The organism is Actinophytocola gossypii (assembly GCF_025165815.1).
Taxonomy (GTDB): Bacteria; Actinomycetota; Actinomycetes; order Mycobacteriales; family Pseudonocardiaceae; genus Actinophytocola; species Actinophytocola gossypii.
This window is the reverse complement of sequence record NZ_JAFFZE010000009.1, coordinates 316,931-338,958: the sequence shown is the minus strand read 5'-3', so window position 1 is coordinate 338,958 and position 22,028 is coordinate 316,931. Positions and strand designations below refer to the sequence as shown.

General features: G+C 72.3%; 24 protein-coding genes and 2 pseudogenes. 8 read left to right on the top strand and 18 right to left on the bottom strand.

The window, feature by feature from the left end:
• Positions 1-128 precede the first annotated feature (128 nt).
• A pseudogene (locus JT362_RS09930) lies at positions 129-361 on the top strand (MMPL family transporter); the annotation flags it as partial.
• Positions 362-422: 61 nt separating this feature from the next.
• On the opposite strand, the gene JT362_RS09925 reads toward JT362_RS09930, so the two are convergent.
• From JT362_RS09925 to JT362_RS09915, 3 genes are read right to left on the bottom strand one after another with little or no spacing between them, the layout of a single operon-like run.
• Positions 423-1,535, bottom strand: coding sequence for a glycoside hydrolase family 3 N-terminal domain-containing protein (locus JT362_RS09925; protein ID WP_260190796.1), 1,113 nt, complete (start codon positions 1,533-1,535; stop codon positions 423-425).
• A 52-nt stretch (positions 1,536-1,587) separates the two neighbouring features.
• Entirely contained in the window at positions 1,588-2,064 is a 477-nt protein-coding gene (locus tag JT362_RS09920) for a universal stress protein (protein ID WP_260190795.1), read from the bottom strand.
• 9 nt (positions 2,065-2,073) lie between these two features.
• Complete coding sequence (locus JT362_RS09915; protein WP_260190794.1) at positions 2,074-3,624, bottom strand: MDR family MFS transporter; 1,551 nt, start codon at positions 3,622-3,624, stop codon at positions 2,074-2,076.
• 93 nt (positions 3,625-3,717) lie between these two features.
• Here JT362_RS09915 and JT362_RS09910 point away from each other — a divergent pair, with 93 nt between their 5' ends.
• A complete protein-coding gene (locus JT362_RS09910; protein ID WP_260190793.1) occupies positions 3,718-4,299 on the top strand; it encodes a TetR/AcrR family transcriptional regulator in 582 nt (193 codons plus the stop codon).
• Positions 4,300-4,313: 14 nt separating this feature from the next.
• On the opposite strand, the gene JT362_RS09905 is transcribed toward JT362_RS09910, so the two are convergent.
• The 6 genes and pseudogenes from JT362_RS09905 to JT362_RS09880 all read right to left on the bottom strand — a co-directional run bounded on the left by JT362_RS09905 (position 4,314) and on the right by JT362_RS09880 (position 8,470).
• Positions 4,314-5,540 carry a cytochrome P450 family protein gene (locus JT362_RS09905; protein WP_260190792.1) on the bottom strand — a complete coding sequence of 409 codons (1,227 nt, stop codon included), beginning with the start codon at positions 5,538-5,540 and terminating at the stop codon, positions 4,314-4,316.
• A gap of 74 nt (positions 5,541-5,614) precedes the next feature.
• Complete coding sequence (locus JT362_RS09900; protein ID WP_260190791.1) at positions 5,615-6,823, bottom strand: cytochrome P450; 1,209 nt, start codon at positions 6,821-6,823, stop codon at positions 5,615-5,617.
• Between the two features lie 34 nt (positions 6,824-6,857).
• Positions 6,858-7,526, bottom strand: a complete 669-nt coding sequence (locus tag JT362_RS09895) for a lysophospholipid acyltransferase family protein (protein WP_260190790.1) — start codon at positions 7,524-7,526, stop codon at positions 6,858-6,860.
• An 86-nt stretch (positions 7,527-7,612) separates the two neighbouring features.
• Positions 7,613-7,861 (bottom strand): annotated as a pseudogene (locus JT362_RS09890) (hypothetical protein); the annotation flags it as partial.
• Positions 7,854-8,021 carry a hypothetical protein gene (locus JT362_RS09885; RefSeq protein ID WP_260190789.1) on the bottom strand — a complete coding sequence of 56 codons (168 nt, stop codon included), beginning with the start codon at positions 8,019-8,021 and terminating at the stop codon, positions 7,854-7,856. The pseudogene JT362_RS09890 and the gene JT362_RS09885, both read right to left, overlap by 8 nt.
• Positions 8,018-8,470, bottom strand: coding sequence for a hypothetical protein (locus JT362_RS09880; RefSeq protein ID WP_260190788.1), 453 nt, complete (start codon positions 8,468-8,470; stop codon positions 8,018-8,020). The genes JT362_RS09885 and JT362_RS09880 overlap by 4 nt, the downstream gene beginning before the upstream one ends.
• Positions 8,471-8,596: 126 nt before the next feature.
• On the opposite strand from JT362_RS09880, the gene JT362_RS09875 reads away from it, so the two are divergent.
• Positions 8,597-9,085 (top strand): hypothetical protein, encoded by a 489-nt coding sequence (locus JT362_RS09875; protein ID WP_260190787.1) that lies wholly within the window; start codon positions 8,597-8,599, stop codon positions 9,083-9,085.
• A gap of 3 nt (positions 9,086-9,088) precedes the next feature.
• Here the strand turns inward: JT362_RS09875 and JT362_RS09870 are convergent, their stop codons facing one another.
• Positions 9,089-10,033: a ribose-phosphate diphosphokinase gene (locus JT362_RS09870; RefSeq protein WP_260190786.1), complete on the bottom strand. Its 945-nt coding sequence runs from the start codon at positions 10,031-10,033 to the stop codon at positions 9,089-9,091.
• Positions 10,034-10,131: 98 nt separating this feature from the next.
• Between JT362_RS09870 and JT362_RS09865 the strand changes: the two genes are divergently transcribed.
• Positions 10,132-10,329, top strand: a complete 198-nt coding sequence (locus JT362_RS09865; protein ID WP_260190785.1) for a ferredoxin — start codon at positions 10,132-10,134, stop codon at positions 10,327-10,329.
• A gap of 16 nt (positions 10,330-10,345) precedes the next feature.
• Here the strand turns inward: JT362_RS09865 and JT362_RS09860 are convergent, their stop codons facing one another.
• Positions 10,346-11,419 (bottom strand): alcohol dehydrogenase catalytic domain-containing protein, encoded by a 1,074-nt coding sequence (locus JT362_RS09860; protein ID WP_260190784.1) that lies wholly within the window; start codon positions 11,417-11,419, stop codon positions 10,346-10,348.
• Between the two features lie 218 nt (positions 11,420-11,637).
• Between JT362_RS09860 and JT362_RS09855 the strand changes: the two genes are divergently transcribed.
• A complete protein-coding gene (locus JT362_RS09855; protein WP_260190783.1) occupies positions 11,638-11,943 on the top strand; it encodes a putative quinol monooxygenase in 306 nt (101 codons plus the stop codon).
• 1 nt (position 11,944) lies between these two features.
• Here JT362_RS09855 and JT362_RS09850 read toward each other — a convergent pair whose 3' ends face one another.
• Positions 11,945-12,580, bottom strand: coding sequence for a GntR family transcriptional regulator (locus JT362_RS09850; protein WP_260190782.1), 636 nt, complete (start codon positions 12,578-12,580; stop codon positions 11,945-11,947).
• Positions 12,581-12,816: 236 nt separating this feature from the next.
• Between JT362_RS09850 and JT362_RS09845 the strand changes: the two genes are divergently transcribed.
• From JT362_RS09845 to JT362_RS09835, 3 genes are all read left to right on the top strand, one after another.
• Positions 12,817-13,692 (top strand): 2-hydroxy-3-oxopropionate reductase, encoded by an 876-nt coding sequence (locus JT362_RS09845; RefSeq protein ID WP_260190781.1) that lies wholly within the window; start codon positions 12,817-12,819, stop codon positions 13,690-13,692.
• A gap of 20 nt (positions 13,693-13,712) precedes the next feature.
• On the top strand, positions 13,713-14,567 hold the full coding sequence (locus JT362_RS09840; protein WP_260190780.1) for an aldo/keto reductase: 855 nt from the start codon (positions 13,713-13,715) through the stop codon (positions 14,565-14,567).
• An 82-nt stretch (positions 14,568-14,649) separates the two neighbouring features.
• Positions 14,650-15,498 (top strand): glycoside hydrolase family 16 protein, encoded by an 849-nt coding sequence (locus tag JT362_RS09835; RefSeq protein ID WP_260190779.1) that lies wholly within the window; start codon positions 14,650-14,652, stop codon positions 15,496-15,498.
• Here JT362_RS09835 and JT362_RS09830 read toward each other — a convergent pair.
• From JT362_RS09830 to JT362_RS09805, 6 genes are read right to left on the bottom strand one after another with little or no spacing between them, the layout of a single operon-like run.
• Positions 15,480-16,850 (bottom strand): rhamnulokinase, encoded by a 1,371-nt coding sequence (locus JT362_RS09830; protein WP_260190778.1) that lies wholly within the window; start codon positions 16,848-16,850, stop codon positions 15,480-15,482. The genes JT362_RS09835 and JT362_RS09830 overlap by 19 nt on opposite strands.
• Positions 16,847-18,865 (bottom strand): bifunctional aldolase/short-chain dehydrogenase, encoded by a 2,019-nt coding sequence (locus tag JT362_RS09825; RefSeq protein WP_260190777.1) that lies wholly within the window; start codon positions 18,863-18,865, stop codon positions 16,847-16,849. Before JT362_RS09825 ends, JT362_RS09830 begins: the two co-directional genes overlap by 4 nt.
• Positions 18,866-18,898: 33 nt before the next feature.
• Positions 18,899-19,906, bottom strand: a complete 1,008-nt coding sequence (locus JT362_RS09820) for a LacI family DNA-binding transcriptional regulator (RefSeq protein ID WP_260191038.1) — start codon at positions 19,904-19,906, stop codon at positions 18,899-18,901.
• A gap of 17 nt (positions 19,907-19,923) precedes the next feature.
• The gene (locus tag JT362_RS09815) at positions 19,924-21,201 is read right to left on the bottom strand and encodes an RNA polymerase sigma factor (RefSeq protein WP_260190776.1); all 1,278 of its coding nucleotides are present in this window, start codon (positions 21,199-21,201) and stop codon (positions 19,924-19,926) included.
• A gap of 48 nt (positions 21,202-21,249) precedes the next feature.
• A complete protein-coding gene (locus JT362_RS09810) occupies positions 21,250-21,594 on the bottom strand; it encodes a YciI family protein (protein WP_260190775.1) in 345 nt (114 codons plus the stop codon).
• A 3-nt stretch (positions 21,595-21,597) separates the two neighbouring features.
• On the bottom strand, positions 21,598-22,026 hold the full coding sequence (locus tag JT362_RS09805; RefSeq protein ID WP_260190774.1) for a YciI family protein: 429 nt from the start codon (positions 22,024-22,026) through the stop codon (positions 21,598-21,600).
• Positions 22,027-22,028 lie beyond the last annotated feature (2 nt).

Sequence of the window (22,028 nt, the reverse complement as noted above, 5' to 3'; positions counted from 1 at the left end):
CGGCAGAGGAGGCGGCGGCCTGCTTCCAGGAGGCTGGCGCGGAGTTCGTCGTCGGTGAGGTCGTCGAGGGCCGGGGAAACCGCCGACGAGGGCGATCCCGGCGAGCGTGATGTCGGCCGTCACCCTGCTGGTCGACCGACGCGCTCGGCGTCGCGGCCACCGGACCGATCATGAGCCTGCTGCCGATCCTGCTGATCGGTGTCCTCTTCGGACTCGCCATGGACTACCAGGTGTTCCTGGTGACCCGGATGCGGGAGGAGTACGTGCACGGCGCGGCGCCCGGGTCGTGGTGGCCGCCGCGCTGATCATGACCAGCGTGTTCGCCGGGTTCGTCTTCGCGGACAACACGCTGATCCAGTCGAGGGCGAGCGCCTGGTCGAGCCGCCGAGGGACGAGCGGCGGGAGCGGACGCCGGTGCCGGTCTAGGGAAGGCTCGCGCGCAGGGCGTTGACCCTGGCCAGCGCCTCGCCGAAGGCACCGGGATCGAGGGTGCCGTCGGCGAGCGCGGTGGCCAGGGCGTCCGCGGCCTCGTCGCCCTGCGCCACGTCCCGCGCCGAGGCGAGGATCAGGTCCATCCCGGCCGCGGCGGCGAGCACGGCCCGGTTCCCGGTCGAACCGTGCTCGGCCAGCGCGCCGGCCTCCAGCGCGTCGGTGACCGTGACGCCGGTGAACCCGTTGCGCGACCGCAGCTCCTGCTCGACGACCACCGGCGACAGCCCGGCCGGGCGGTCGGGGTCCAGCGCCGGGTAGACCGCCCAGGACAGCATCACGAGCTTCGCCCCGGCGGAGATCGAGGCCTGGTACGGCGCCTCGTGCACGTCCCGCAGCGTGGACAGCGGCACCGGGAGGCTGACCGGCCGCAGGTCGGTGTTCTCGTCCGCGTCCGCCGGGCCCAGCCCGGGGAAGTGCTTCACGGTCGCGGCCACGCCCTCCGCCTGCTGCGCCCGTACGTAGTTCGCCCCGAGCACGCCGACCGAGGCGGGATCCGAGCCGAATGACCGCTCGTACTGGTCCATCAGGTCGCCCGGCTCGTGGAACACGTCGAGTACCGGTGCCAGGTTGACGTTCATGCCGACCCCGGCGAGGTTCTCCCCCGCGCCGCGCCCGGCGTTCGTCGCGGCGGCGAGCGGGTCGAAGGCGGCGCCGACGTCCTTGTGCGACAACGCAGGCGCCCCGGGCAGGCGGCGGATCTGGCCGCCCTCCTGGTCGGTCATCAGCAGCAACGGCTCGTCCACCGGGCTCTGCGCGGCGGCCGCCCGCAGCCGCGCGACGACGCCGGCGATCTGCTCCAGGCTCGCGACGTTCTCGCCGAAGAAGATGACCCCCGCCGCCTCGCCGGCGCGGATCCTGGCGAGCAGGCTCTCCGGCGGCTCCAGTCCCGGGTAGGAGTACACGACCCGCTGGCCGGCGGCCTGCCTGGCGAACGCGAGTTCGGCGATCTCGCCGTCCCGCTCACCGGTCGGCAGGTTCACCGAGGCGATCACGCCCAGTGCCACGATCCCGGTCAGCCAGCGGAACAGCAGTCCACGTCGCATGGGTCAAGGGTAACCCCGATGCGGGGTAAACCGTGAGTTTCCAACCAGACGATCACGGCACCACGACGACCGGCCAGCGCCCCGCGCGGATGAGCCGGTTCGCCACCGAGCCGGCGAAGCGGTGGCCGGCGCTCGTGGACGCGCCGACCACCACCGTGTCGACCTGGCACTGGTCGGCCGTCTCCCGCAGGCTCGTGGACGGGTCGCCGTGCACGACCAGGAACGTGACCGCGACGCCCAACTCCTCGGCGTGCTCGCGGACCTCGTCGCGCAGCTCGTCGCGCAGCCGCACGAAGGTGTGCCGCTCGAACTCCATCGCGGGTCCGGTCAGCGCGAGGCTCCACCGGGTGCGGACCAGCGCGACCAGCAGCCGGTACCCCTCGCGCCTGGCCAGCCCGAACGCGTAGGACGCGGCCCGCATCGAGGTGTCGCTGCCGTCCACGCCCGCGAGGATCGTCCGGCCGCACGACGAACGCGGGCCGAAGTGCTCCACGGTGGACTCGAACGCGCCGGCGGGGTCGGCGCCCATCAACACCACCTACCCCACGACCGGGTCGGTCACCACCTGGTCGTCCTTCGTCTTCTCCAGGTCGATCGTGTTGCGCAGGGTGACCGGTCGCAGCAGCAGCGCCGCGATCACGCTCACCACGGCGGCGGCCGCGGAGATGACGAAGATGTGCGCGGTCGCGTCCCCGTACACCGTGCGCACGACCTCCTGGACCTGCGGCGGCAGCGCGGCCAGGTTCAGCGCGCTGGTGCCGCCGTCGCCCTGGGTGAGGCCGTGTCCGCCGAACGCGGCGGTCAGGTCGTGGGTGACCCGGTTGGCCAGCACCGCGCCGAGCACTGAGACGCCGATCGTGCCGCCGAGCGACCGGAAGAACGTCACCGACGCGCTCGCGGCGCCGAGGTCGCGCAGCGGCACCGAGTTCTGCACGATCAGCACCAGGTTCTGCATGGTCATGCCGACCCCGACACCGACCAGCAGCATGTAGGTGGCCACCAGGGGCAGCGCGGTCGCGTGGTCGATGGTGCCGAGCCCGACGAAGCCGGCGACCAGCACGATCGATCCGGTCACGATGTAGGGCTTGATCCGCCCGGACCGGCTGATCATCCGCCCGGCGATGGTGGACGAGACCAGCACGCCACCCATCATCGGGATCGTCAGCAGGCCCGCCTCCGTCGGCGAGTAGCCGCGGCCCACCTGGAAGTACTGGCCGAGGAACACCGCGCCGCCGAACATCGCGAGGCCGACCGAGAGGCTGCCGATGATCGCGAGCGCCGCGGTGCGGGTGCGCACGATGTGCAGCGGGACGACGGGTTCGCGCGCCTTGGACTCGACGAGCACGGCAACGGCGAGGACGAGCAGCCCGCCGCCGGCCATGGCCCCGGTCTGCCACGAGACCCAGTCGAACGAGTTGCCGACGAAGGACACCCAGATGAGCAGGGTGCTGACGCCGACCGCGATCAGCGAGGCCCCGAGGTAGTCGATGTGCACGTCCGAGCGGCGGACGGTGTCCAGCTTGAGGGTCTTCTGCAGGACGACGAACGCCAGGATCGCGATCGGCACACCCACCCAGAAGCACCAGCGCCAGCCCAGCCAGGGCACGTCGACGATGAGCCCGCCGAGCAGCGGCCCGCCGACCGTGGCGACGGCCATCACGCCGCCGAGGTAGCCGTTGTACCGGCCGCGCTCGAGCGGCGGGATGATCGCCGCGATCACGACCTGGACCAGCGCCTGCAGACCGCCGACGCCAAGGCCCTGGAAGGCGCGCGCGGCGATCAGCTGGTCGGCGTTCTGGGCGAACCCGCTGGCGATGGAGCCGGCGAGGAAGATCACGATCGCGATCTGGACCAGCGTCTTCTTGTTGAACAGGTCGGCGAGCTTGCCCCAGATCGGGGTGCTCGCGGTCGCCGCGAGCAGCGTCGCGGTGACCACCCACGTGTACTGGGTCTGCGAACCGTTGAGCGAGCCGATGATCAGCGGCAGCGCCGTCGAGACGACGGTGGAGCTGATCATGGCGACGAACAGAACGAGCAGCAGGCCGGAGAGCGACTCCAGCACCTGCCGGCGCGGCATTGCCTCGCCCATCCCCTCAAGCCTCCCTAGTGCGTATGGCACAATTGTTGCTCAGTGGGCAAAATTGCGCAATAGGAATCTACCACGGCTCGGTAGGGTGATCTCGTGGAGCCTTCGACCACTCTCCGTGAACGCAAGAAGGCGGCGACCCGGCAGTCCCTGCACGAGGCCGCGCTGCGCCTGGCGATGGCGGGCGGCCTGGACAACGTCACCGTGGAGGACATCGCCGACGAGGTCGGGGTGTCCCGGCGGACGTTCTCCAACTACTTCGCGAACAAGGAGGACGCGGTCCTGCACGCCGACCGCGAACGGACGCGCCGGATGCTGACCCTGGTCCGCGAGCGGCCGGCGGACGAGCCGGCGTGGACGGCGCTGCGCCGCAGCGCCACCGAGCTGTACGGGTCGGCGAAGCGGCTGGACCCGGCGTGGGTGGCCCAGCTGCGCCTGCTCCGGCGGCACCCGTCGCTGCTGGCCAGGCAGGCGGCGGACCAGATCGCGCTGGAACGCGACCTCGCCGACGCGCTGGTCGAACGCGAGCGCACCGCCGACCAGGAGCTGGCCCGGCTGATGGCGGCGTCGTTCCTGGCCGCCGTGCGCACCGCGGGAGCCCTGTGGCTGGAGCGGTCCGGCGACCAGCCTCTTCCCGAGCTGGTGGACCGGCTACTCGACCGGGTGCGCTTTCACTGAGTCACCGCGCGCCCTCACCGGGGCTGGAACCGCACCGGAAGGCTCGCGGGGCACCGGGTCCAGGGTGACGGCATCAGCGTCACCTCCTCGACCGGGACCGCCAGCGTCAGCCCGTGCAGGCCGCGCAGGGCGGTCTCGACGGCGATCCGCGTGATCATCCGCCCGACCCGCTGCGCCGGGCAGGCGTGCGGTCCGACGCTCCACGCGAGGTGCGACCGGTTGCCGACCTCCAGCCAGGAGTCGTCGGTGTGCACGCGGGGATCGGCGTTCGCCGCCGCGAGCCCGAGGATCAGCGCGTCGCCGCGCTCGATCCGGGTACCGGCCAGGTCGCAGTCGACCATCGCGAACCGGGCCGGCATGTTGGCCACCGGTGGATCGCGCCACAACACCTCGTCGAGCGCGTCGTCGATGCCGAGCAGGCCGCCCCACAGCCGGCCGGCGAACCGAGGGTCGGCCAGCATGAGCCGCAGCGTCAGCGCGATCCAGCTCATCGTCGACTGCGCGGCCGCGGCGATCGTCATCACCATCGCCTGCTGGATCTCGTAGTCGTCGCGCAGGTTGGGATGACGCAGGAACGCGGTGGTCAGGTCGTCGGCCGGCGTGGCCCGCCTGGCTCCCATCACCTCGGTGAGGATGCTCTCGATGGCGAGCGCCGGTTCCCGCGAGTCGGCCGCCGAGCTGACCAGCGCGATGATCGCCGCGCGCAGCCGGTACCCGTCCTCCACCCCGATGCCGAACAGGCCGGCGACGGTCAGCATCGGCACGACTGCCGCGTAGTCGGCGATCAGGTCCGCGGCGCCCCGGCCGGCGAACTCGTCCACCAGTGCCGCGCAGGTGTCCCGGACCGACCTGCTCACCCGGTGCTCGTCCAGGCCGGCCAGGCCGTCGTCCACCGGGGCACGCAGCCTGCGGTGCTTCTCGCCGTCGACGTAGGAGGCGTTGTCGCGGGGGAACATCATCGGCCCGAGGTCGGAGTCGGGGGCGACGCGCCCCTCCGCGAGCAGCCGCCAGTTGTGCGGGTCGCGGGCGAACAGCCGCTCGTTGCGCGCCACGTGGCAGAGCTCCTGGTGCCCCATGACCAGCCACGCGTTGATGCCCGGCTCCAGCTCGACCGGCGCGACCATCCCCCACCGGTCCCGCAGCTCGCGGTACACGGCGAGTGGATCAGGACAGACCGTCGCGGACAGCAGCGGGGTGAGCCCGGTCAGCTCCGACAGCCGCCTTCGGTGGGACGTCGTCATCACGCAGCCTTCCTGGACATCAAGAGCCGCGGGATGCTAGCGCGATCCGAGTCCCCTCCGGGCGCGGACTGGCCTCAACCGGACGCCAGCACGTGCAGGGACTCCGTGCCGTGCTGGACGAAACCCCTGGCGCCGTACCGGAAGCTCGGCGGCCGGTCCGGGTCGAGCCGCAGGTCGGGGCAGGCGGCGAGCAGCGCGGTGAGCGCCGCCCTGACCTCGATCCTCGCCAGTGGCGCGCCCGCGCAGTAGTGCGGGCCGAGCCCGAAGCCGAGGTGGCTCGCGCGGCGGCCGAGGTCGAACCGGTCGGGCTCGGGGAAGGCGTCGGCGTCGAAGTGCGCACCGGCGATGCAGAGGTACACCATGCTGCCCGCCGCCAACGGGGTGCCGGCGACCTCGACGTCCCGCTTCACCAGCCGGTACAGGCCGGCGGACGGGTTGGCCCAGCGAAAGGCCTCGTCCATGGCGCCGTCGACCAGGGACGGATCCGCCCGCACCGCGGCGAGCGCCTCGGGGTGCAGCAGCAGGGAGGCCACCGTCCCGGACAGCATCTGGATCGTCGTCTCGAACCCGCCGAGCAGCAGGCTCACCACGGCCATCGTGCACGCCTCGACCGAGTACTCGCCCTCGCGGAGGTGTGCCTGGACGACCTCCCCGAGCAGGCTGTCACTCGGCTCCGCCCGCTCCCGCTCGACCAGGGCGCCGGTGTACGCGCTGAGCTCGGCCAGCGCCCGCTCCCCCGGGGCGACCACCGCGTCGTCCATCGGCGATCCCATCCAGGTGACGATCGCGCGCACCCAGTCCAGCCCCCGGTCGCCGATGTCGTCCGGGATGCCGAGCAGGTCGAGGAACACGGCCATCGGGTACCCGACCATGACCTCCTCGACGAGGTCGACCTCGGACCGCCCGGCCAGCGCGCCGAACGTCCGGTCCGCGATCGGGGTGACCCGGTCGGCGTAGCGGGCGCTGGCGGTGGGGCTGAAGAAGCGGTTGTGGATGCGGCGCTGCTTGGCGTGCTCGGCGCCGTTGTGCGCGATCATCGCGGTGGCCAGCGGGCCGGTGCCGTAGAACTCGGTGCTGAACGTGGCGCTGTCCCGCAACCCGGCCGAGACGTCCCGGTGGCGCAGCACCACCGGTGCCGCCATCGCCTCGTCGTACACCACGGGGCGCTCCCGCCCGATCTCGGCCAACGTCCGCCCGAACGCCGCGGGCGAGTCGGAACTGGCGAGGAAGGGGCTGTCCACGCTCGTGATCATCGCCGCACCGGCGTCCCCCGCGTCAACCACCCGGACGGGTCACCACCCGATCGGAGCAGAGCGCTCAGGCGATGTTCTCGTCCGGCCGGCGGTGGTAGGAGGGCACGTACTCCTGCCGCGACAGTTCCTGGATCGCGGCCATCACCTCGTCGGTCGCCGCGCGCCGGGCGCGCGGATGGTGCTCGGTCCACCCGGAGAAGTCCAGCGGCTCCCCGAACCGCACCGTGACCCGCGCAGGCCTTGGCACCTTGCCGCCGCGCGGCATCAGCCGCTCGGTACCGGTCAGCGCCACCGGAACCACCGGCGCTCCGGTGGAGAACGCCAGCACCGCCACGCCCGTGTGCCCCCGGTAGAGCCGCCCGTCCAGCGACCGGGTGCCCTCCGGGTAGATCGCGAACGCGCCGCCGTCGTTGAGCACCCGCTGCCCCGCGTTCAGCGCCGCCAGCCCCGCGAGCGCGTTGCCCCGCTCGACCGGCACGTACCCGAGGCCGGACATGAACCCGGCCATCAGCCGCCCGCGCAGCCCGCCCGCGGTGAAGTACTCCGCCTTGCCGAGGAAGCGCACCCGCCGCCGCACCACCAGCGAGATCACCGCCGTGTCCAGCACCGCACGGTGGTTGGACGCGAGGATCACCGGGCCGTTCGCCGGCACGTTCGCCAGCCCGTGCACGGTCGGCCGGTACACCAGCCGGGCCGTCGGCGCCAGGACATAACGGACCAACTGGTGCAACACAGGCCTCTCCCGCTCAGGCGACTCCGGGACAACCACTCCAGCATGCCACGGTCACCCGGTGATCGAGACGGGCACGGCTAGGGCTGGACGTCCGGGCGTTCCGCGGCGAGCTTCTGGTCGATGTCCTCGCCCTGCGCCTCCTCGTACGGGGTCATGCCGTACTTGTCCGCTTCCGACCAGCCCTCCGGCGGGTCCATGCCCTCCTCGAGCGGGTCCGCGTCGATCCGGTCCTCGTCGAGGTCCTCGGCGCTGTTGAGCGCGGCCGGGTCGTGCTCGACGGGGTCCGGGTCGCCGGTGTCCTGCGGCGGTGTGGCCGGGTCGATCCCCTCACGCATCGGGCCAGTCCTCCTCTTCGGACGGTACCGGTTGGTTCTGCTCCTGCAGGTCCGCCGGGTTCACCTCAGTGTCCACTGTGGGCGGTGGGGTCACCTGTTCGTCCTCGGTGATCTCGCGGCGCTGGTCGAGCACGTCCGCCTCGTTCTCCTCCCGGTTCACGCGGCATCACCCGTCCACCGCAACAGCGCCACGGTCATCGTCAGTGCCCGCCGGACGGTGTCCAGGCCGGTCAGCGGGTCGAGCCGCCGGACCGCGAGGTCGAGCTGGAACGACGCGTCCTCCGGGCTCCCGTTCAGGTCGGCGAGCAGTGCTCTGATCGTGGCCCGCACCGGTGGCGCCAGTTCGTCGATCGACACCGAGGTGTCGTCGTCGTCCCGCAGATCCACCGCGAACGCGGTCTCACCGCCCTGCGTTCCGGCGCTGTCCCGCACGGCGGTGGCGGCCACCTGGATCAGCTCGGCCACCACCTCCCGGACGTAGGGGCGCAACTGGTCCCCCTGGTCCACCACGGTCTCGAGCGCGTTCGTCAGGCCGTCGGCGTCGCTGTCCAGCACGCAGTGCACCAGTCGGTGCGCGGTGGCCTGAGCCGTTGCTCCGTCGCTGCGCATCGCTCCGTGCTCCCTTCCCTGGCTGGGTCGGGCTGGGAATGCCCGGCTCCGCATCCACGCAAACCGGGTTTCCTGGGCGTCGCGGTGGGTAACACCTCTGACACAGTCCTACGAGAGGTGCTCGCTGTGGATACCAACAGCTACGTGGCCTTCCTGCTGATCGGCGCGGTGTTGGTGCTGGTCGACGGCCAGATCATCTATCGCAACGGCCGCAGGTTCCTGCAACAGGGCACGGCCAGTGCCTCCGCGGAGTCGATGACGAGGCTCGTGTCGGTGCTGTTCCACCTCGTCACGCTCGGCGTGCTCCTGCTCATCTCCACCATCGACATCCCGACGGACGGCTCCATCGAAGGCGTCGTGCTGCGGACCGGCGTGGTCCTGATCGTGCTCGGCATCGCGCACTGGATCGCGATGACCGCGCTCACCAGGATCCGCGATCGCCAGGAGTTCGACGAGGTGCACCAGGAGCGGGAGGCCCGCCGGCAGGCGAACGACGCGGCGAGTGCCGCCTACGGCACGAGCGTGCCGTCGCCCGCGGAGAGCCCGGCCTACAACGGGGAGAGCGCGACGTCGGTGGTCAACCGGCAGCAGCCCTACCCCCGCGCTGGGAGCTGACCGTCAGGAAGCGTCGAACAACGCGCTGACCGACTCTCCGTTGTGGATCCGGCGCATCGCCTCGGCGAGCGCGGGCGCGATGGAGAGTACGGTCAGCTTCGGCGTGCGTTCCCCGTTCGGCACCGGAACCGTGTTGGTGCAGACGATCTCCTGCACGTCCGGCTGCTCGCCGATCCGGCCGAGCGCGCCGGAGGAGAACAGTCCGTGCGTGCACGCCACCCGGATCGACCGGGCATCCCGTTCGCGCAGCCGGTCGAGCAGCTCGATCACCGTGCTGCCACGGGCGATCTCGTCGTCGAGCACGATCACGTCCTTGCCGGTGACGTCGCCGATGACGTCGGAGATGGTGACCTTGTCGTCGGAGAACCGCTGCTTGGCCCCGGCGGCGACCGGCACGCCGAGCAGCCGCGCGAAGTGCGAGGCCTCCTTGGCGTTGCCCAGGTCCGGCGACACCACGACGCTGTTGGACAGATCGAGCCGGCGGAAGTAGGCGGCCAGCTCGCGCAGCGCGTGCAGGTGGTCGACCGGGACGCTGAAGAAGCCGTGCACCTGCGGCGAGTGCAGCGTCATCGCCAGCACCCGGCTGGCCCCGGCGGCCACGAGGAGGTCGGCGACCAGCCGCGCGCCGATGGAGATGCGCGGCGCGTCCTTCTTGTCCGACCGCGCGTAGGCGTAGTGCGGCAGGACGACCGTGGTGCGGGCGGCGGAGGCGCCGCGGGCCGCGTCGAGCATCAGCAGCAGCTCGACCAGGTTCTCCTGCACCGGAGCGACGAGCGGCTGGATGAGGAACACGTCCCGCTCCCGGCAGTTCGCCTGCAGCTGCACCTCGATGCAGTCGTTGGCGAACCGCCGCATCCGCACCGGCCGCAACGGCACCTCGAGCTGCGCGCAGATCTCCGCGGCCAGCTCGGGATGCGCGCTCCCACTGAAGACGGCTATCTCCCGCACGGTTTCGCTCCGCCTCTCCGGTTCTTGATCCCGCCACAGGCTACGGGGTGGCGCGTCCTTCGCTGTACGGTCGGTGGTGACCAAGGAGGAGGACCGTCATGCGAGTCGTCACCGACACCGAGCGGTGCATCGGAGCGGGCCAGTGCGTGCTCACCGAGCCCGGCGTCTTCGACCAGAGCGACGACGACGGCACCGTGGTGCTGCTGACCGAGCACGTCGAGGGCGAGCAGGTGGACACCGTCCGCGAGGCCGTGGACATGTGCCCGAACCAGGCGATCTCGATGGTGGACGACTGAACCGCCGGCGCTGCGGCTAGAACCGCACGATCGTGCGGCCGCCCTTGCCGAAGCGGTCGAACGCCTCGTTCACGCCGTCCAGGTCGGTGTCGTCGGTCGCCAGCGACGCCACGTCGATCCGGCCGGCCGCGAGCTCGTCGAGCAGCCTCGGCACGTCCACGTCCGGGTCGCTCGACCCGTACACGCAGCCCTGCAGGGTCCGCCCGAACCAGTAGAGCTCCAGGGCGTTGAACTCGACCGGGCTCTTGCGGCTGCCGACGCCGATCACGGTCACCGTGCCGCCCCGGCGGCTCGCCGACCAGGACGCGCGGATCGTCGCCGCCTGGCCGACGCAGTCGAACGCGTGGTCGGCGCCGCGGCCGCCGGTCAGCCGCCGCACGGACTTGCTGGTCGCCTCGTCGGCGCGGACGAACTCGGTGGCGCCGTGCAGGATCGCGAGCGCCGCCTTCGACTCGGTGACGTCCACCCCGATGATCGGGTTCGCACCGGCGGCCCGCGCGGCCTGCAGCACGCACAGGCCGACGCCGCCGAGCCCCATCACCACCACCGACTGGCCGGGACGCACCCGGGCGGTGTTGTGCACGGCGCCGTTGCCGGTGAGCACGGCGCAGCCGAGCAGGGCCGCGGCCTCCAGCGGGATGTCCCCGGGGATGGGGACCACGCCCTCCTGCGGCACCACGGTCTCCTCGGCGAACGCGCCGGTACCGAGCCCGGGGTAGACCGGCGTGCCGTCGGCCAGCTCGCCGTAGGGCTGCGCCGCCCGCTCCTCGGCGTGCACGCACAGGTACGGCTCGCCCTCCAGGCAGAACCAGCACTTGCGGCAGGCGGGCGCCCAGTTCAGCACCACCCGGTCGCCGACGTCGACCCGGTCGACTCCGGTCCCGACCGCGATCACGGTGCCCGAACCCTCGTGGCCGAGCACCGCTGGCATGGTCGGCGCGAGCGTGCCGTTGGCCAGTGACAGGTCCGAGTGGCACACGCCGGCCGCGGCGAGCCGGACCCGCACCTGGCCCGGCCCGGGGTCGGGAAGCACGATCTCGCGCACCTCGAGCGGCTCGCCCTGCCGTATCAGCACCGCTGCCCTGACCATCGGACTCCCTACGTGTTGGCGTGATCGTGGTGGACGGATGTATACCGTCCCCGGGTGACGATCGTGCACGCTGGTCCGTCGAGGTTAAGCCCACCACGGCCCGGAATGCAGTGGCGCGCACCACTTGGGCCCCACGGCTGTGCGCGGCGCCCAGAACCGTCGGTCGCCGAAAACAAGCCACCAGAATTCCCCGTCGCGCGATGTGCGAGGCTTGCCGGGTGCGATACGGATACCTGGGCACCATGCGCGCCGCGCCGGGTCGCCGCGACGAGGTCGTGGCGATCCTGCTGAGCGGGCAGGACGGGTTGCGGGCCGCCGGCTGCGACCTCTACGTGGTCGGCACGTCCGACACCGATCCCGATCTCGTGTGGGTGCAGGAGGTCTGGGCCAGCAAGGAGCACCATCAGGCGTCGCTCCAGCTGCCGGAGACCAAGGCCGCGATCGCCAAGGCGATGCCGATGCTCACCGGCGAGTTCACCAGTCAGGAGCTCGACATCGTCGGCGGGCTCGGCCTGCGCGAGTAGCTCAGTCGTCGAACAGCGACAGGCGGATGTCCCGCGCGTCGGTGAAGTGCTCGATCGCCACCTTCTCCGCGGTGGCGCTGTCGCGGGCCTCGATCGCGTCGACCATCGCCCGGTGCTGCTCGTTCGACCGCGCCCAGCGCCCGGGGCTGGACAGGGTGGTGGCCGGGTAGCGGGCCAGGTGCAGGTCCAGCCGCTCCAGCAGGTCGGTCAGCGACACGTTGCGGCTGGCGCGCCAGACCGCGACGTGGAACTGGCGGTTGCCGTTGACCATGGCGTCGACGTCGCCCTCGGTCACCCGGTCGAGGCGGGCGAGCGCGCGGCGCAGCAGCATCAGGTCGTGTGCGCTGCGGCGTTCCGCGGCCAGCCGCGCGGCGGTGCCCTCCAGGGTGATCCGGGTCTCGTAGATGTCGAGCACCTCCTCCGGGCCGCGTTCGCGCACCACGAGCCCCCGCTCGTTGCGCTCGACCAGCCCGTCGTGCTGCAGTTTGGACAGCGCCTCCCGGATCGGCGTGCGGCTCACCTCGCACCATTCGGCGAGCGCGGACTCCACCAACTGCTGCCCCGGCCGCAGGTCCCCGGAACGAATCGCCTCCTTGAGCCGCTGGTACGGCGTGATCTTGTTCACCGGTTCCGGCAAACGTGCGATGGAACGGCCTGCCCTCGTGGTCGCCATGGCACAATCTCCCCATCTCGTGCGTGCTGGCGGGTGCCCACGTCCGCCGTACCGGGGCATTCTTGGCCCATTCGAGCGACCCGTCAATATTTCCGGCGCTTTTCGGTCAACGCGATGACCACTCTTCCCGGAGTCCTTTGAGGATTACTGATAATGATCGGGGAACACCGTTCGAACTGTCCCGGTGTAGCGTTCGGGGCATGACCCGGATCGCGTTCATCGGACTCGGCATCATGGGACTGCCCATGGCCACCAACCTCGTCCGAGCGGGGCACGAGGTGGCCGGGTACAACCGCGGCGAGGCGAAGCGGGCCCGCTTCGCCGACGCGGGCGGCACCGCGGCCGGCTCGGTCGCCGAGGCCGTGCGCGGCGCCGAGGTCGTCATCACGATGCTGCCGGACTCGCCGGACGTGGAGGAGGTCGTCCTCGGCCCGGACGGCGTGCTCGAGTCCGCCGGCGCCGGCGCGCTGCTGGTCGACATGAGCACGATCGCCCCGGCCACCGCCCGTACCGTCGCCGAACTGGCCGCCGAGACCGGCGTGCGGGCCGTCGACGCCCCGGTCAGCGGCGGCGAGCAGGGCGCGATCGACGGAACGCTGTCCATCATGGTCGGCGGCGAACCGGCCGACGTCGAAGCGGCCCGGCCGCTGCTGGAGGTGCTCGGCGGCACGGTCGTCCACGTCGGGCCGTCGGGTTCCGGGCAGACGGTGAAGGCGGCGAACCAGCTGGTCGTCGCGGGCACGATCCAGCTGGTGGCCGAGGCGCTGACGCTGCTCGACGCGCAGGGAGTCGAGCTGAGGTCCGCCGTTGAGGTGCTGTCCGGCGGACTGGCCGGCAGCGCGATCCTGGACCGCAAGGCGCCCGGGATGCTGGCCCGCCGGTTCGCGCCCGGCTTCCGGGTCGACCTGCACCACAAGGACCTGGGCATCGTCCTCGACTCGGCCCGCGAGGCGGGCGTGGTGATCCCGCTCGGCGGCGCGGTGGCGCAGCTGATGGCGGCGCTGCGCGCGCAGGGCGACGGCCACCTCGACCATTCGGCGCTGCTGCTCGGCGTGGAGCGGCTCTCCGGCAAGTAGTGCGACGAAAGGGGAACGGCATGCGGACACGCCGCATCGGCGACACACAGGTAGGCGAGATCGGGCTCGGCGGGATGCCGATGTCGGTCGAGGGCAGGCCGGACGAGGCGCGGTCGGTGGCCGCGGTGCACGCTGCGCTGGACGCCGGCGTCACCCTGTTCGACACGGCCGACGCCTACCACATACACGCGAACGAGGTCGGCCACAACGAGTCGCTGATCGCCCGCGCGGTGGCCAGCCACGGCGGCGACACCTCCGACGTGCTGATCGCCACCAAGGGCGGCCACCTCCGCCCCGGCGACGGCTCGTGGACCCTCGACGGCTCGCCCGAGTACCTCAAGCAGGCGTGCGACGCCTCGCTCAAGCGCCTCGGCGTGGAGGCGATCGGGCTCTACCAGTACCACCGACCGGACCCGAAGGTCGACTTCGCCGAGTCCGTCGGCGCGCTGCGTGACCTGCTGGACGCGGGCAAGATCCGGTACGCGGGGATCTCCAACGCGAACCCGGCCCAGATCCGCCTGGCGAACGAGGTCCTTAACGGCCGGCTGGCGAGCGTGCAGAACCAGTTCTCGCCGGACTTCCGGTCCAGTGAGCCGGAGTTGGAGCTGTGCGCGGAGCTGGGCGTGGCGTTCCTGCCGTGGAGCCCGTTCGGCGGCATCACGCGGGCGAGCGAGCTGGGCTCCCGGTTCGCGCCGTTCGCGGAGATCGCGGCGGCACGCGGGGTCAGCCCGCAGCAGGTGTGCCTGGCCTGGATGCTCGCCAAGGCCCCGGTGGTGATCCCGATTCCCGGCTCGTCGCGCCCGGAGACCGCCCAGGACTCGGCGAAGGCGGCCGACCTGACCCTGACCGAGGAGGAACTGGCCCGCCTGGGCTGACCGGAACCGGCCAGTTCGGTTGTCCGGCGTAACGGCTCGGCAGACGCTGACATGTATTTCCGCCAATAGGAAAGGAAATCACATGCTGCGTCGATGGCGAGCCGTGGTGGCCGTGGGAGCCGCCGCGGTGTTGGCCGGAACCGGTGTGACGCTCGCGTCCGCCGCCGAGCCCGCGAGCACCGCGGCGGACACCCTGGCCGCCGACACCGCCGCGGAGCGGTACGACTGGGGTGACCCGCTGCCCGAGTGGTCCGACGAGTTCGACTACGGCTCCGAGGACGCGCCCGCGGTGCCCGACCAGGACAAGTGGAGCCTCGCCGGCGGCGGGGTGGACCAGTGCTGGCCCGGCCACGCCGGCAACGGGCAGCGCTGCGACAAGAACACCCGCGTCGTCGGCGGCCTGCTCCGGCAGACCGGCGAGGCCAACGGCGACTCCGGCTGGCTCGCGTCGAAGTTCGGGCAGCAGTACGGGCGTTGGGAGGCCCGCGTCCGCTCGCAGGCCACCGGTGAGAACAACGACCGGCAGTACCACCCGCTGCTGATCCTGTGGCCCGACTCCGACCAGTGGCCGGAGGACGGCGAGTACGACTACCTCGAGAACGGCGCGCCCGGCGAGGACTGCGCGGAGGCGTTCATCCACTACCCGCACGACGCCGACGCGCCCGTGCAGCAGGAGCACGCCGAGAAGTGCGGCGTCGACCTCACCCAGTGGCACAACGTCGGCATCGAGTGGACCCCCGACCACGTCAAGGGGTTCATCGACGGCGAGGAGTGGTTCAGCTTCTCCGGCGGCGCCAACGACGTCCGCGAGTGCATCCAGTGCGCCCCCTCGATGCACCAGACCATCCAGCTCGACAACTTCTACGGCGACGACATGCAGTCCGCCGTGTACGAGGTGGACTGGGCCAGGGTCTACACCCTCGGCTCGTAGCGCACGGTCGGCTGTGTCGCCCGCACCAGGGCACGCAGGTCGGCCAGACCGCCGGCGACGGCCCCGAGGGCACGGGCCTGCACGAGCACGTTGCCCAGGGCCGTCGCCTCCACCGGGCCGGCGACCACCGGCAGGCCGCACGCGTCGGCGGTGAGCTGGCACAGCAGCGCGTTCCGCGCACCGCCGCCGACGACGTGCACCACCTCCACCCGCCGGCCGGACAGCCGTGCGGCGTCGGCGATCGCGCGGTGGTGGGCGTGCGCGAGGCTGTCCAGCACGCACCGGACGACCTCGGCGCGGGTCGACGGGACGGGCACCTCGGCGCGGCGGCAGGCGTCGGTGATCCGCGCGGGCATGTCGCCTGGCGGCAGGAACACCGGGTCGTCCGGGTCGATCACCGAGCGGGCCGGCAGGGTGGCCGCCTCGGCGAGCAGGTCCTCCCGGGACGCCGACGGCCAGGTACGCAGGCACTCCTCCAGCAGCCACAGGCCCATCACGTTGCGCAGGTACCGGACGGTGCCGTCGACACCGAGCTCGTTGGTGAAGTTCGCGTGCCTGCTCTGCTCGGTCAGCACCGGCTCGGTCAGCTCCACACCGACCAGCGACCAGGTGCCGCACGAGACGTAGGCGAAGTTCTCCCCCGCCGCCGGCACGCCGACCACCGCCGAGGCCGTGTCGTGCGAGCCGACCGCGATCACCGGGACGTCGCCGAGCTCCGCGGCGGCGCCGAGCACGGTGCCGGGCTCACGCAGCGGCGGCAGCAGCGACGGGTCGACGCCGATCCGGTCGAGCAGCGGGGTGGCCCAGGTGCGGGTGCGCACGTCGAGCAGCTGGGTGGTGGAGGCGTTGGTCAGCTCCGCGCCGACCGATCCGGTCAGCCAGTAGCCGATCAGGTCCGGCACCAGCAGCAGCCGGCGCGCGACCCCCAGCCGCGCACCGGCCCGCTCGGCCACCAGCTGGTGGATCGTGTTGAACGGCAGGAACTGCAGGCCGGTAGTGGCGTACAGCTCGGCCGCGCCGAGTTCGGCCACCGTGTCGGCGGCCCGGTCGGTGCGCGAGTCGCGGTAGTGCACCGGGTTGCCGAGCAGGGCGCCGTCCGCGTCGAGCAGTCCGTAGTCGACGGCCCAGGAGTCGACGCCGATGCCGTCGAGGGTGCCGGCGCGGGCGACGCCGTCGAGCACGCCCTGGTAGAGGGCGAGGACGTCCCAGTGCAGGGTGCCGGCCGTCCGAACGGGACGGTTCGGGAACCGGTGGCACTCCTCGACCGACAGCGTGCCGGGGCCGACGGTGCCGGCGATCACCCGGCCGCTCGCCGCGCCGAGGTCGGCCGCCGCGACCCGGACCGTGGTCATCGCAGGAACGCCGCCGCGACGCCGGCGTCCACCGGCACGTGCAGCCCCGTGGTCAGCGACAGGTCCCCGGCGGTCAGCGCGAACACCGCGGCGGCCACGTGCTCGGGCAGTACCTCGCGCTTGAGCAGCGTGCGCCGGGCGTAGAACGCGCCGAGGTCCTCCTCCGGCACGCCGTAGACCGCGGCCCGCTGGGCGCCCCAGCCGCCGGCGAAGATCCCCGAACCGCGCACCACGGCGTCCGGGTTCACCCCGTTGACCCGGATGCCGTGCTCCCCCAGCTCCGCCGCGAGCAGCCGGACCTGGTGCGCCTGGTCGGCCTTCGCCGCGCCGTAGGCCACGTTGTTGGGGCCGGCGAACACCGCGTTCTTGCTGGCGACGTAGACCAGGTCGCCGCCCATGCCCTGGTCGACCATCACCCGTGCGGCCTCGCGGGCGACCAGGAACGAGCCCTTCGCCATCACGTCGTGCTGGAGGTCCCAGTCGTCGGCCGTGGTGTCCAGCAGCGGCTTGGAGATCGACAGACCGGCGTTGTTGACCACGAGGTCGACGCCGCCATAGGCCAGCGCGGCGTCGCGGAATGCCCGGGCCACGGCGTGCTCGTCGGTGACGTCCACGGCGACCGCCAGGCCGTCCACTTCGGACGCGACGGCGTCGGCGGCGGCCGCGTCGCGGTCGGCGACCACCACGCACGCGCCCTCGGCGGCGAGCCGGACCGCGGTGGCCCTCCCGATGCCGGAGCCGCCGCCGGTCACCAGCGCGACCCGGCCGGCGAGGGGCTTGGGCGCGGGCATCCGGCGCAGCTTCGCCTCCTCCAGCGCCCAGTACTCGATGCGGAACTTCTCCCGCTCCTCGATCGGCCGGTAGCTCGACACCGACTCGGCGCCGCGCATCACGTTGATCGCGTTGACGTAGAACTCGCCGGCGACCCGCGCGGTCTGGATGTCCTTGCCGTGGCTGAACATCCCGACGCCCGGCACCAGCACGATCGCCGGGTCGGCGCCACGCATCGGCGGGCTGTCCGGCTCGGCGTGCCGCTCGTAGTAGGCCCGGTAGTCCTCGCGGTAGGCGGCGTGCAGCTCGCGCAGCCGGGCGACGAGGTCCTCGACGGGCGCGGTCGGCGGCAGGTCGAGCACCATCGGCCGGACCTTGGTGCGCAGGAAGTGGTCCGGGCAGGACGTGCCCAACGCCGCCAGCTCGTGCACCCGCTCGCTGCCGACGAAGTCGAGTACGACGTCGCTGTCGGTGAAGTGGCCGAGCTGACGGCGGTCGGTGGACGCGAGCCCGCGGACGACCGGAGCCAGCCGGGCGGCGAGCACGCGGCGTTCCGTCTCGGGCAGCGGTGCGACCGCGGTGGCGCCGAACGGGTCGGGGCGGCCGCGTTCGTCCAGGAACCGGCGCGCGGTCTCGATGATCTCCAGCGAGTTGCGCTCGCACTCCTCGCTGGTGGCGCCCCAGGCGGTGATGCCGTGACCGCCCAGGATCACCCCGATCGCGTCCGGGTGCTCGCGGGCGACCTCGGCGATGTCCAGGCCGAGCTGGAAGCCGGGCCGGCGCCACGGCACCCACACCACCCGGCCGCCGAAGCACTCCTCGGTCAGCGCGGGCCCGTCGGCGGCGGTGGCGAGCGCGATCCCCGTGTCCGGGTGCAGGTGGTCGACGTGTGCGGCGTCGAGCAGGCCGTGCATGGCGGTGTCGATCGAGGGCGCGGCCCCGCCCCTGCCGTGCAGGCAGTAGTCGAACGCGGCGACCATCTCGTCCTCGCGCTCCACGCCCGGGTAGACCTCGGTCAGCGCCCGCAGCCGGTCCAGCCGCAGCACCGCCAGCCCGGACTCGGTCAGCGTGCCGAGGTCACCGCCGGACCCCTTGACGTACAGCAGGTCCACGTCCGCCCCGGTGACCGGGTCGGTGCCGGTCCCCTTGGCGGAGGTGTTGCCGCCGGCGAAGTTGGTGTTGTGCGGGTCCGCGCCGAGGCGGTTGCTCCGGGCGACCAGGGCTGACTTGAACGTTTCAATCATCACCGGGAAGCATGCTGGGGCCGTCGTGGGGTGTCAAGGTTCCCGGCGCCCGGTCGAGGCACGCACGACCAGCTCGGGGCGGAACCGCACCTGCTGGTGCACGTGGCCCGGCTCGTCGGCGGACTCCTCGAACAGCAGCTGCGCGGCGGTGCGCCCGAGCAGCTCACGCGGCTGGCGCACCGAGGTCAGCGGCACGGCGGCCGCCTCGGCGAACTCGATGTCGTCGTAGCCGACCACCGCGAGGTCGGCCGGCACCGAGCGGCCGAGCCGGGTCATCGCCTGCAGCACGCCGAGCGCGAGCAGGTCGTTGGCGCAGAACGCGGCGGTGGGCCGGATGGCCTCCGGCAAGGCGGCGAGCCGCTCCCCCGCCCGGCGCCCCTCCGCGACCTGCAGGGCATCGGTCTCCAGCGTGACCAGCGCGTCGGCCGGCCGCCCGGCCTTGGCCAGCGCCCGCAGCGCGCCCCGGTGGCGCTCGACGACCTGCGGCACCGACAGTGGACCGCCGACGAACGCGACCCGTTCGTGCCCGGTCGCAAGCAGGTGCGCCACGGCCAGCTCGCCGCCCAGCTCGTCGTCCACGGCGACCGAGCAGCACGTGGGGTCGGTGGAGTGGCAGTCGACCAGGACGACGGGCATGCCGCCGCCCGGCATCTCGGCCAGCAGCCGCCCGGTCGGGTCGATCGGGGTGATCAGCACACCCTGCACGCGCTGCTCGCGGAGCCGCTCAAGGTACTCCCGTTCCCGGTCGGCGTCCTGGTTGGAGTTGCACAGGTAGACCGCGATGCCCTCGGCCCGCGCCGCGTCCTCCACGCCGCGGGCGACGTCGTTGAAGAACGGGTTCGCCGCGTCCATCACGACGTAGGCGATGGTCCGGCTGCGACCGGCGCGCAGCTGCCGCGCGGTCTCGTTGCGCACGAACCCCAGCTCGGCGATGGCCGCCCGGACCCGGCGCAGCGTGTCCTCGCTGACCAGGTGCGGGTGGTTGAGCACGTTGGACACCGTGCCGACGGACACGCCCGCGCGCGCGGCCACGTCCTTCATCCCGGGTGCGGCCGCCACTAGACGGTCCCCGCGCGGGTCGCGGACTCCTTCGCCCGGTCGAGCAGCAGGCGCTGCTCGGCCTCGTTGCGGGTCAGCTCGGCGGCGCGGGTGAACTCCTCGCTCGCCTCGGCGTGCCGGTCCAGCCTGGCCAGCAGGTCACCGCGCACGCTGGGCAGCAGGTGGTACTTCCGCAGCGACGGCTCGTCGGTCAGCTCGTCCACGATCCGCAGGCCGGCGTCCGGGCCGAACGCCATGGACACCGCCACCGCCCGGTTCAGCTCCACCACCGGCGAGGGCAGCAGCTGCACCAGCCGCGCGTACCGGGCGGCGATCCGCGCCCAGTCGGTCTCCTCCGGGGTCCGTGCCCGCGCGTGGCAGGCGGCGATCTCGGCCTGCAGCTCGTAGGGCCCCGGCTCGCCGGGCAGCCGCTCCGCGCGGGCCAGTGCGGCGAGGCCCCGGCGGATCAGCAGCTGGTCCCAGCGCGAGCGGTCCTGGTCGAACAGCAGTACCGGCTGGCCGTCCGGGCCGGTCCTGGCCCGTGCGCGGGAGGCCTGGATCTCCATCAGCGCGACGAGCCCGTGCACCTCGCGTTCGGCCGGCACCAGCTCGGCGAGCATCCGGCCCAGCCGCATCGCGTCCTCGCAGAGCGCGGGCCGCATCCAGTCCTCGCCGCCGGTGGCCGAGTAGCCCTCGTTGAACACGAGGTACACGACCTCGCACACGGAGGCGAGCCGCTCGCCCAACTCGGCGGCGTTCGGGACCTCGAACGGCACCTTCTTCTTGGCGAGGGTCTTCTTGGCCCGCACGATCCGCTGCGCGATCGTCGGCTCGGGGACGAGGAACGCGCGGGCGACCTCCTCGGTGGTCAGGCCGCCGAGCAGGCGCAGCGTCAGCGCCACCCGTGCCTCGGTGGACAGCACCGGGTGGCAGGAGACGAACACCAGCCGCAGCAGGTTGTCGCCGATGTTGCTGTCGATGGCGTCGAAGTCGGGCTCGGCGTTGGGCGGCTCCTGGGTCTCCAGGTCGCGTCCCATCTCGACGACCTTGCGCTCCAGGGTCTCCCGGCGCCGGAACTGGTCGATGGCCCGCCGCTTGGCGATGGCCATGAGCCAGGCGCCCGGGTTGTCCGGGACGCCCGACTCCGGCCACTGCTCCAGCGCCGCGACCAGCGCGTCCTGCGCGAGCTCCTCGGCGAGCCCGACGTCGTGCACCATCCTGGCCAGGCCCGCGATGACCCTGGCGGACTCGATCCGCCACACCGCCTCGACCGTTCGGTTCGCCTCCAGCGTCGCCACGGGCACATCAGAGCAGGTCGGCGCGGCCGGCGGCAAGCCGGATCGGCTTCAGTCGGCCAGCTGCCGGACCTCGACCCGCGAGGTGACGTTGGGGTCGGCGGGGATCCGCTTCACCCACTCCAGGACCTCCTCGCGGGACTTCGCCTCGAGCAGCCAGTAGCCCCCGACGAGCTCCTTGCCCTCGGCGAACGGTCCGTCGGTCACCGTCGGCACGCCGTTCCGGAACGTGACGAGAGCACCCTGGTCGGAGGGATGCAGGCCCTCACCGGCGAGCATCACGCCGGCCTTGACCAGCTCCTCGTTGTACCGGGCCATCTCGGCGTACATCTCCTCGTCCGGCTCCGGGATGTTCGGGTCGTTCTCGGCGTACTTCACCATCACCATGTACCGCATCGCTCACGCCTCCCGGTTGGCCTCGGTCGTGGCACGCATCTCGTGCTCCTTCTCCTTGAGCTCGTCGCTCATGTCGTACTCGTCGGTCTCGGCGATCCGGCGGATCTCGATCTCGACGTTGCCGCCGCCGTCGAGCGTCGGCCAGCGCTTGACCAGCTCCACGACCTCCTGGAGCGAGTCGGCGCGGACCATCGTGTAGCCCGCGATCAGCTCCTTGGCCTCGGCGAACGGCCCGTCGATGACCGTCGTCCCGCCGCCACTGAACTCGACGATGGCGCCGGCCGAGGACGGGGCCAGCCCGGCGGCGTCGAGCAGGGCGCCGGCGCGCACCAGCTCCTGGTTGTACTGGGACATGGCCTCGACCAGCTCCTCGCTGGCCGGTTTGCCAGCCTCCGTGTCCGCGTCCGCCCTGCGGATGATCAGAAAACGCACGT

Excerpts from the sequence above, each read along its gene's own strand:
- JT362_RS09835 (WP_260190779.1), top strand. The coding sequence starts at position 14,650 with ATGCTGCGTCGATGGCGAGCCGTGGTGGCCGTGGGAGCCGCCGCGGTG.
- JT362_RS09825 (WP_260190777.1), bottom strand. The coding sequence starts at position 18,865 with ATGATTGAAACGTTCAAGTCAGCCCTGGTCGCCCGGAGCAACCGCCTC.
- JT362_RS09925 (WP_260190796.1), bottom strand. The coding sequence starts at position 1,535 with ATGCGACGTGGACTGCTGTTCCGCTGGCTGACCGGGATCGTGGCACTG.
- JT362_RS09810 (WP_260190775.1), bottom strand. The coding sequence starts at position 21,594 with ATGCGGTACATGGTGATGGTGAAGTACGCCGAGAACGACCCGAACATC.
- JT362_RS09905 (WP_260190792.1), bottom strand. The coding sequence starts at position 5,540 with ATGACGACGTCCCACCGAAGGCGGCTGTCGGAGCTGACCGGGCTCACC.
- JT362_RS09915 (WP_260190794.1), bottom strand. The coding sequence starts at position 3,624 with ATGGGCGAGGCAATGCCGCGCCGGCAGGTGCTGGAGTCGCTCTCCGGC.
- JT362_RS09840 (WP_260190780.1), top strand. The coding sequence starts at position 13,713 with ATGCGGACACGCCGCATCGGCGACACACAGGTAGGCGAGATCGGGCTC.
- JT362_RS09920 (WP_260190795.1), bottom strand. The coding sequence starts at position 2,064 with ATGGGCGCCGACCCCGCCGGCGCGTTCGAGTCCACCGTGGAGCACTTC.
- JT362_RS09830 (WP_260190778.1), bottom strand. The coding sequence starts at position 16,850 with ATGACCACGGTCCGGGTCGCGGCGGCCGACCTCGGCGCGGCGAGCGGC.
- JT362_RS09860 (WP_260190784.1), bottom strand. The coding sequence starts at position 11,419 with ATGGTCAGGGCAGCGGTGCTGATACGGCAGGGCGAGCCGCTCGAGGTG.
- JT362_RS09865 (WP_260190785.1), top strand. The coding sequence starts at position 10,132 with ATGCGAGTCGTCACCGACACCGAGCGGTGCATCGGAGCGGGCCAGTGC.
- JT362_RS09845 (WP_260190781.1), top strand. The coding sequence starts at position 12,817 with ATGACCCGGATCGCGTTCATCGGACTCGGCATCATGGGACTGCCCATG.
- JT362_RS09820 (WP_260191038.1), bottom strand. The coding sequence starts at position 19,906 with ATGAAGGACGTGGCCGCGCGCGCGGGCGTGTCCGTCGGCACGGTGTCC.
- JT362_RS09880 (WP_260190788.1), bottom strand. The coding sequence starts at position 8,470 with ATGCGCAGCGACGGAGCAACGGCTCAGGCCACCGCGCACCGACTGGTG.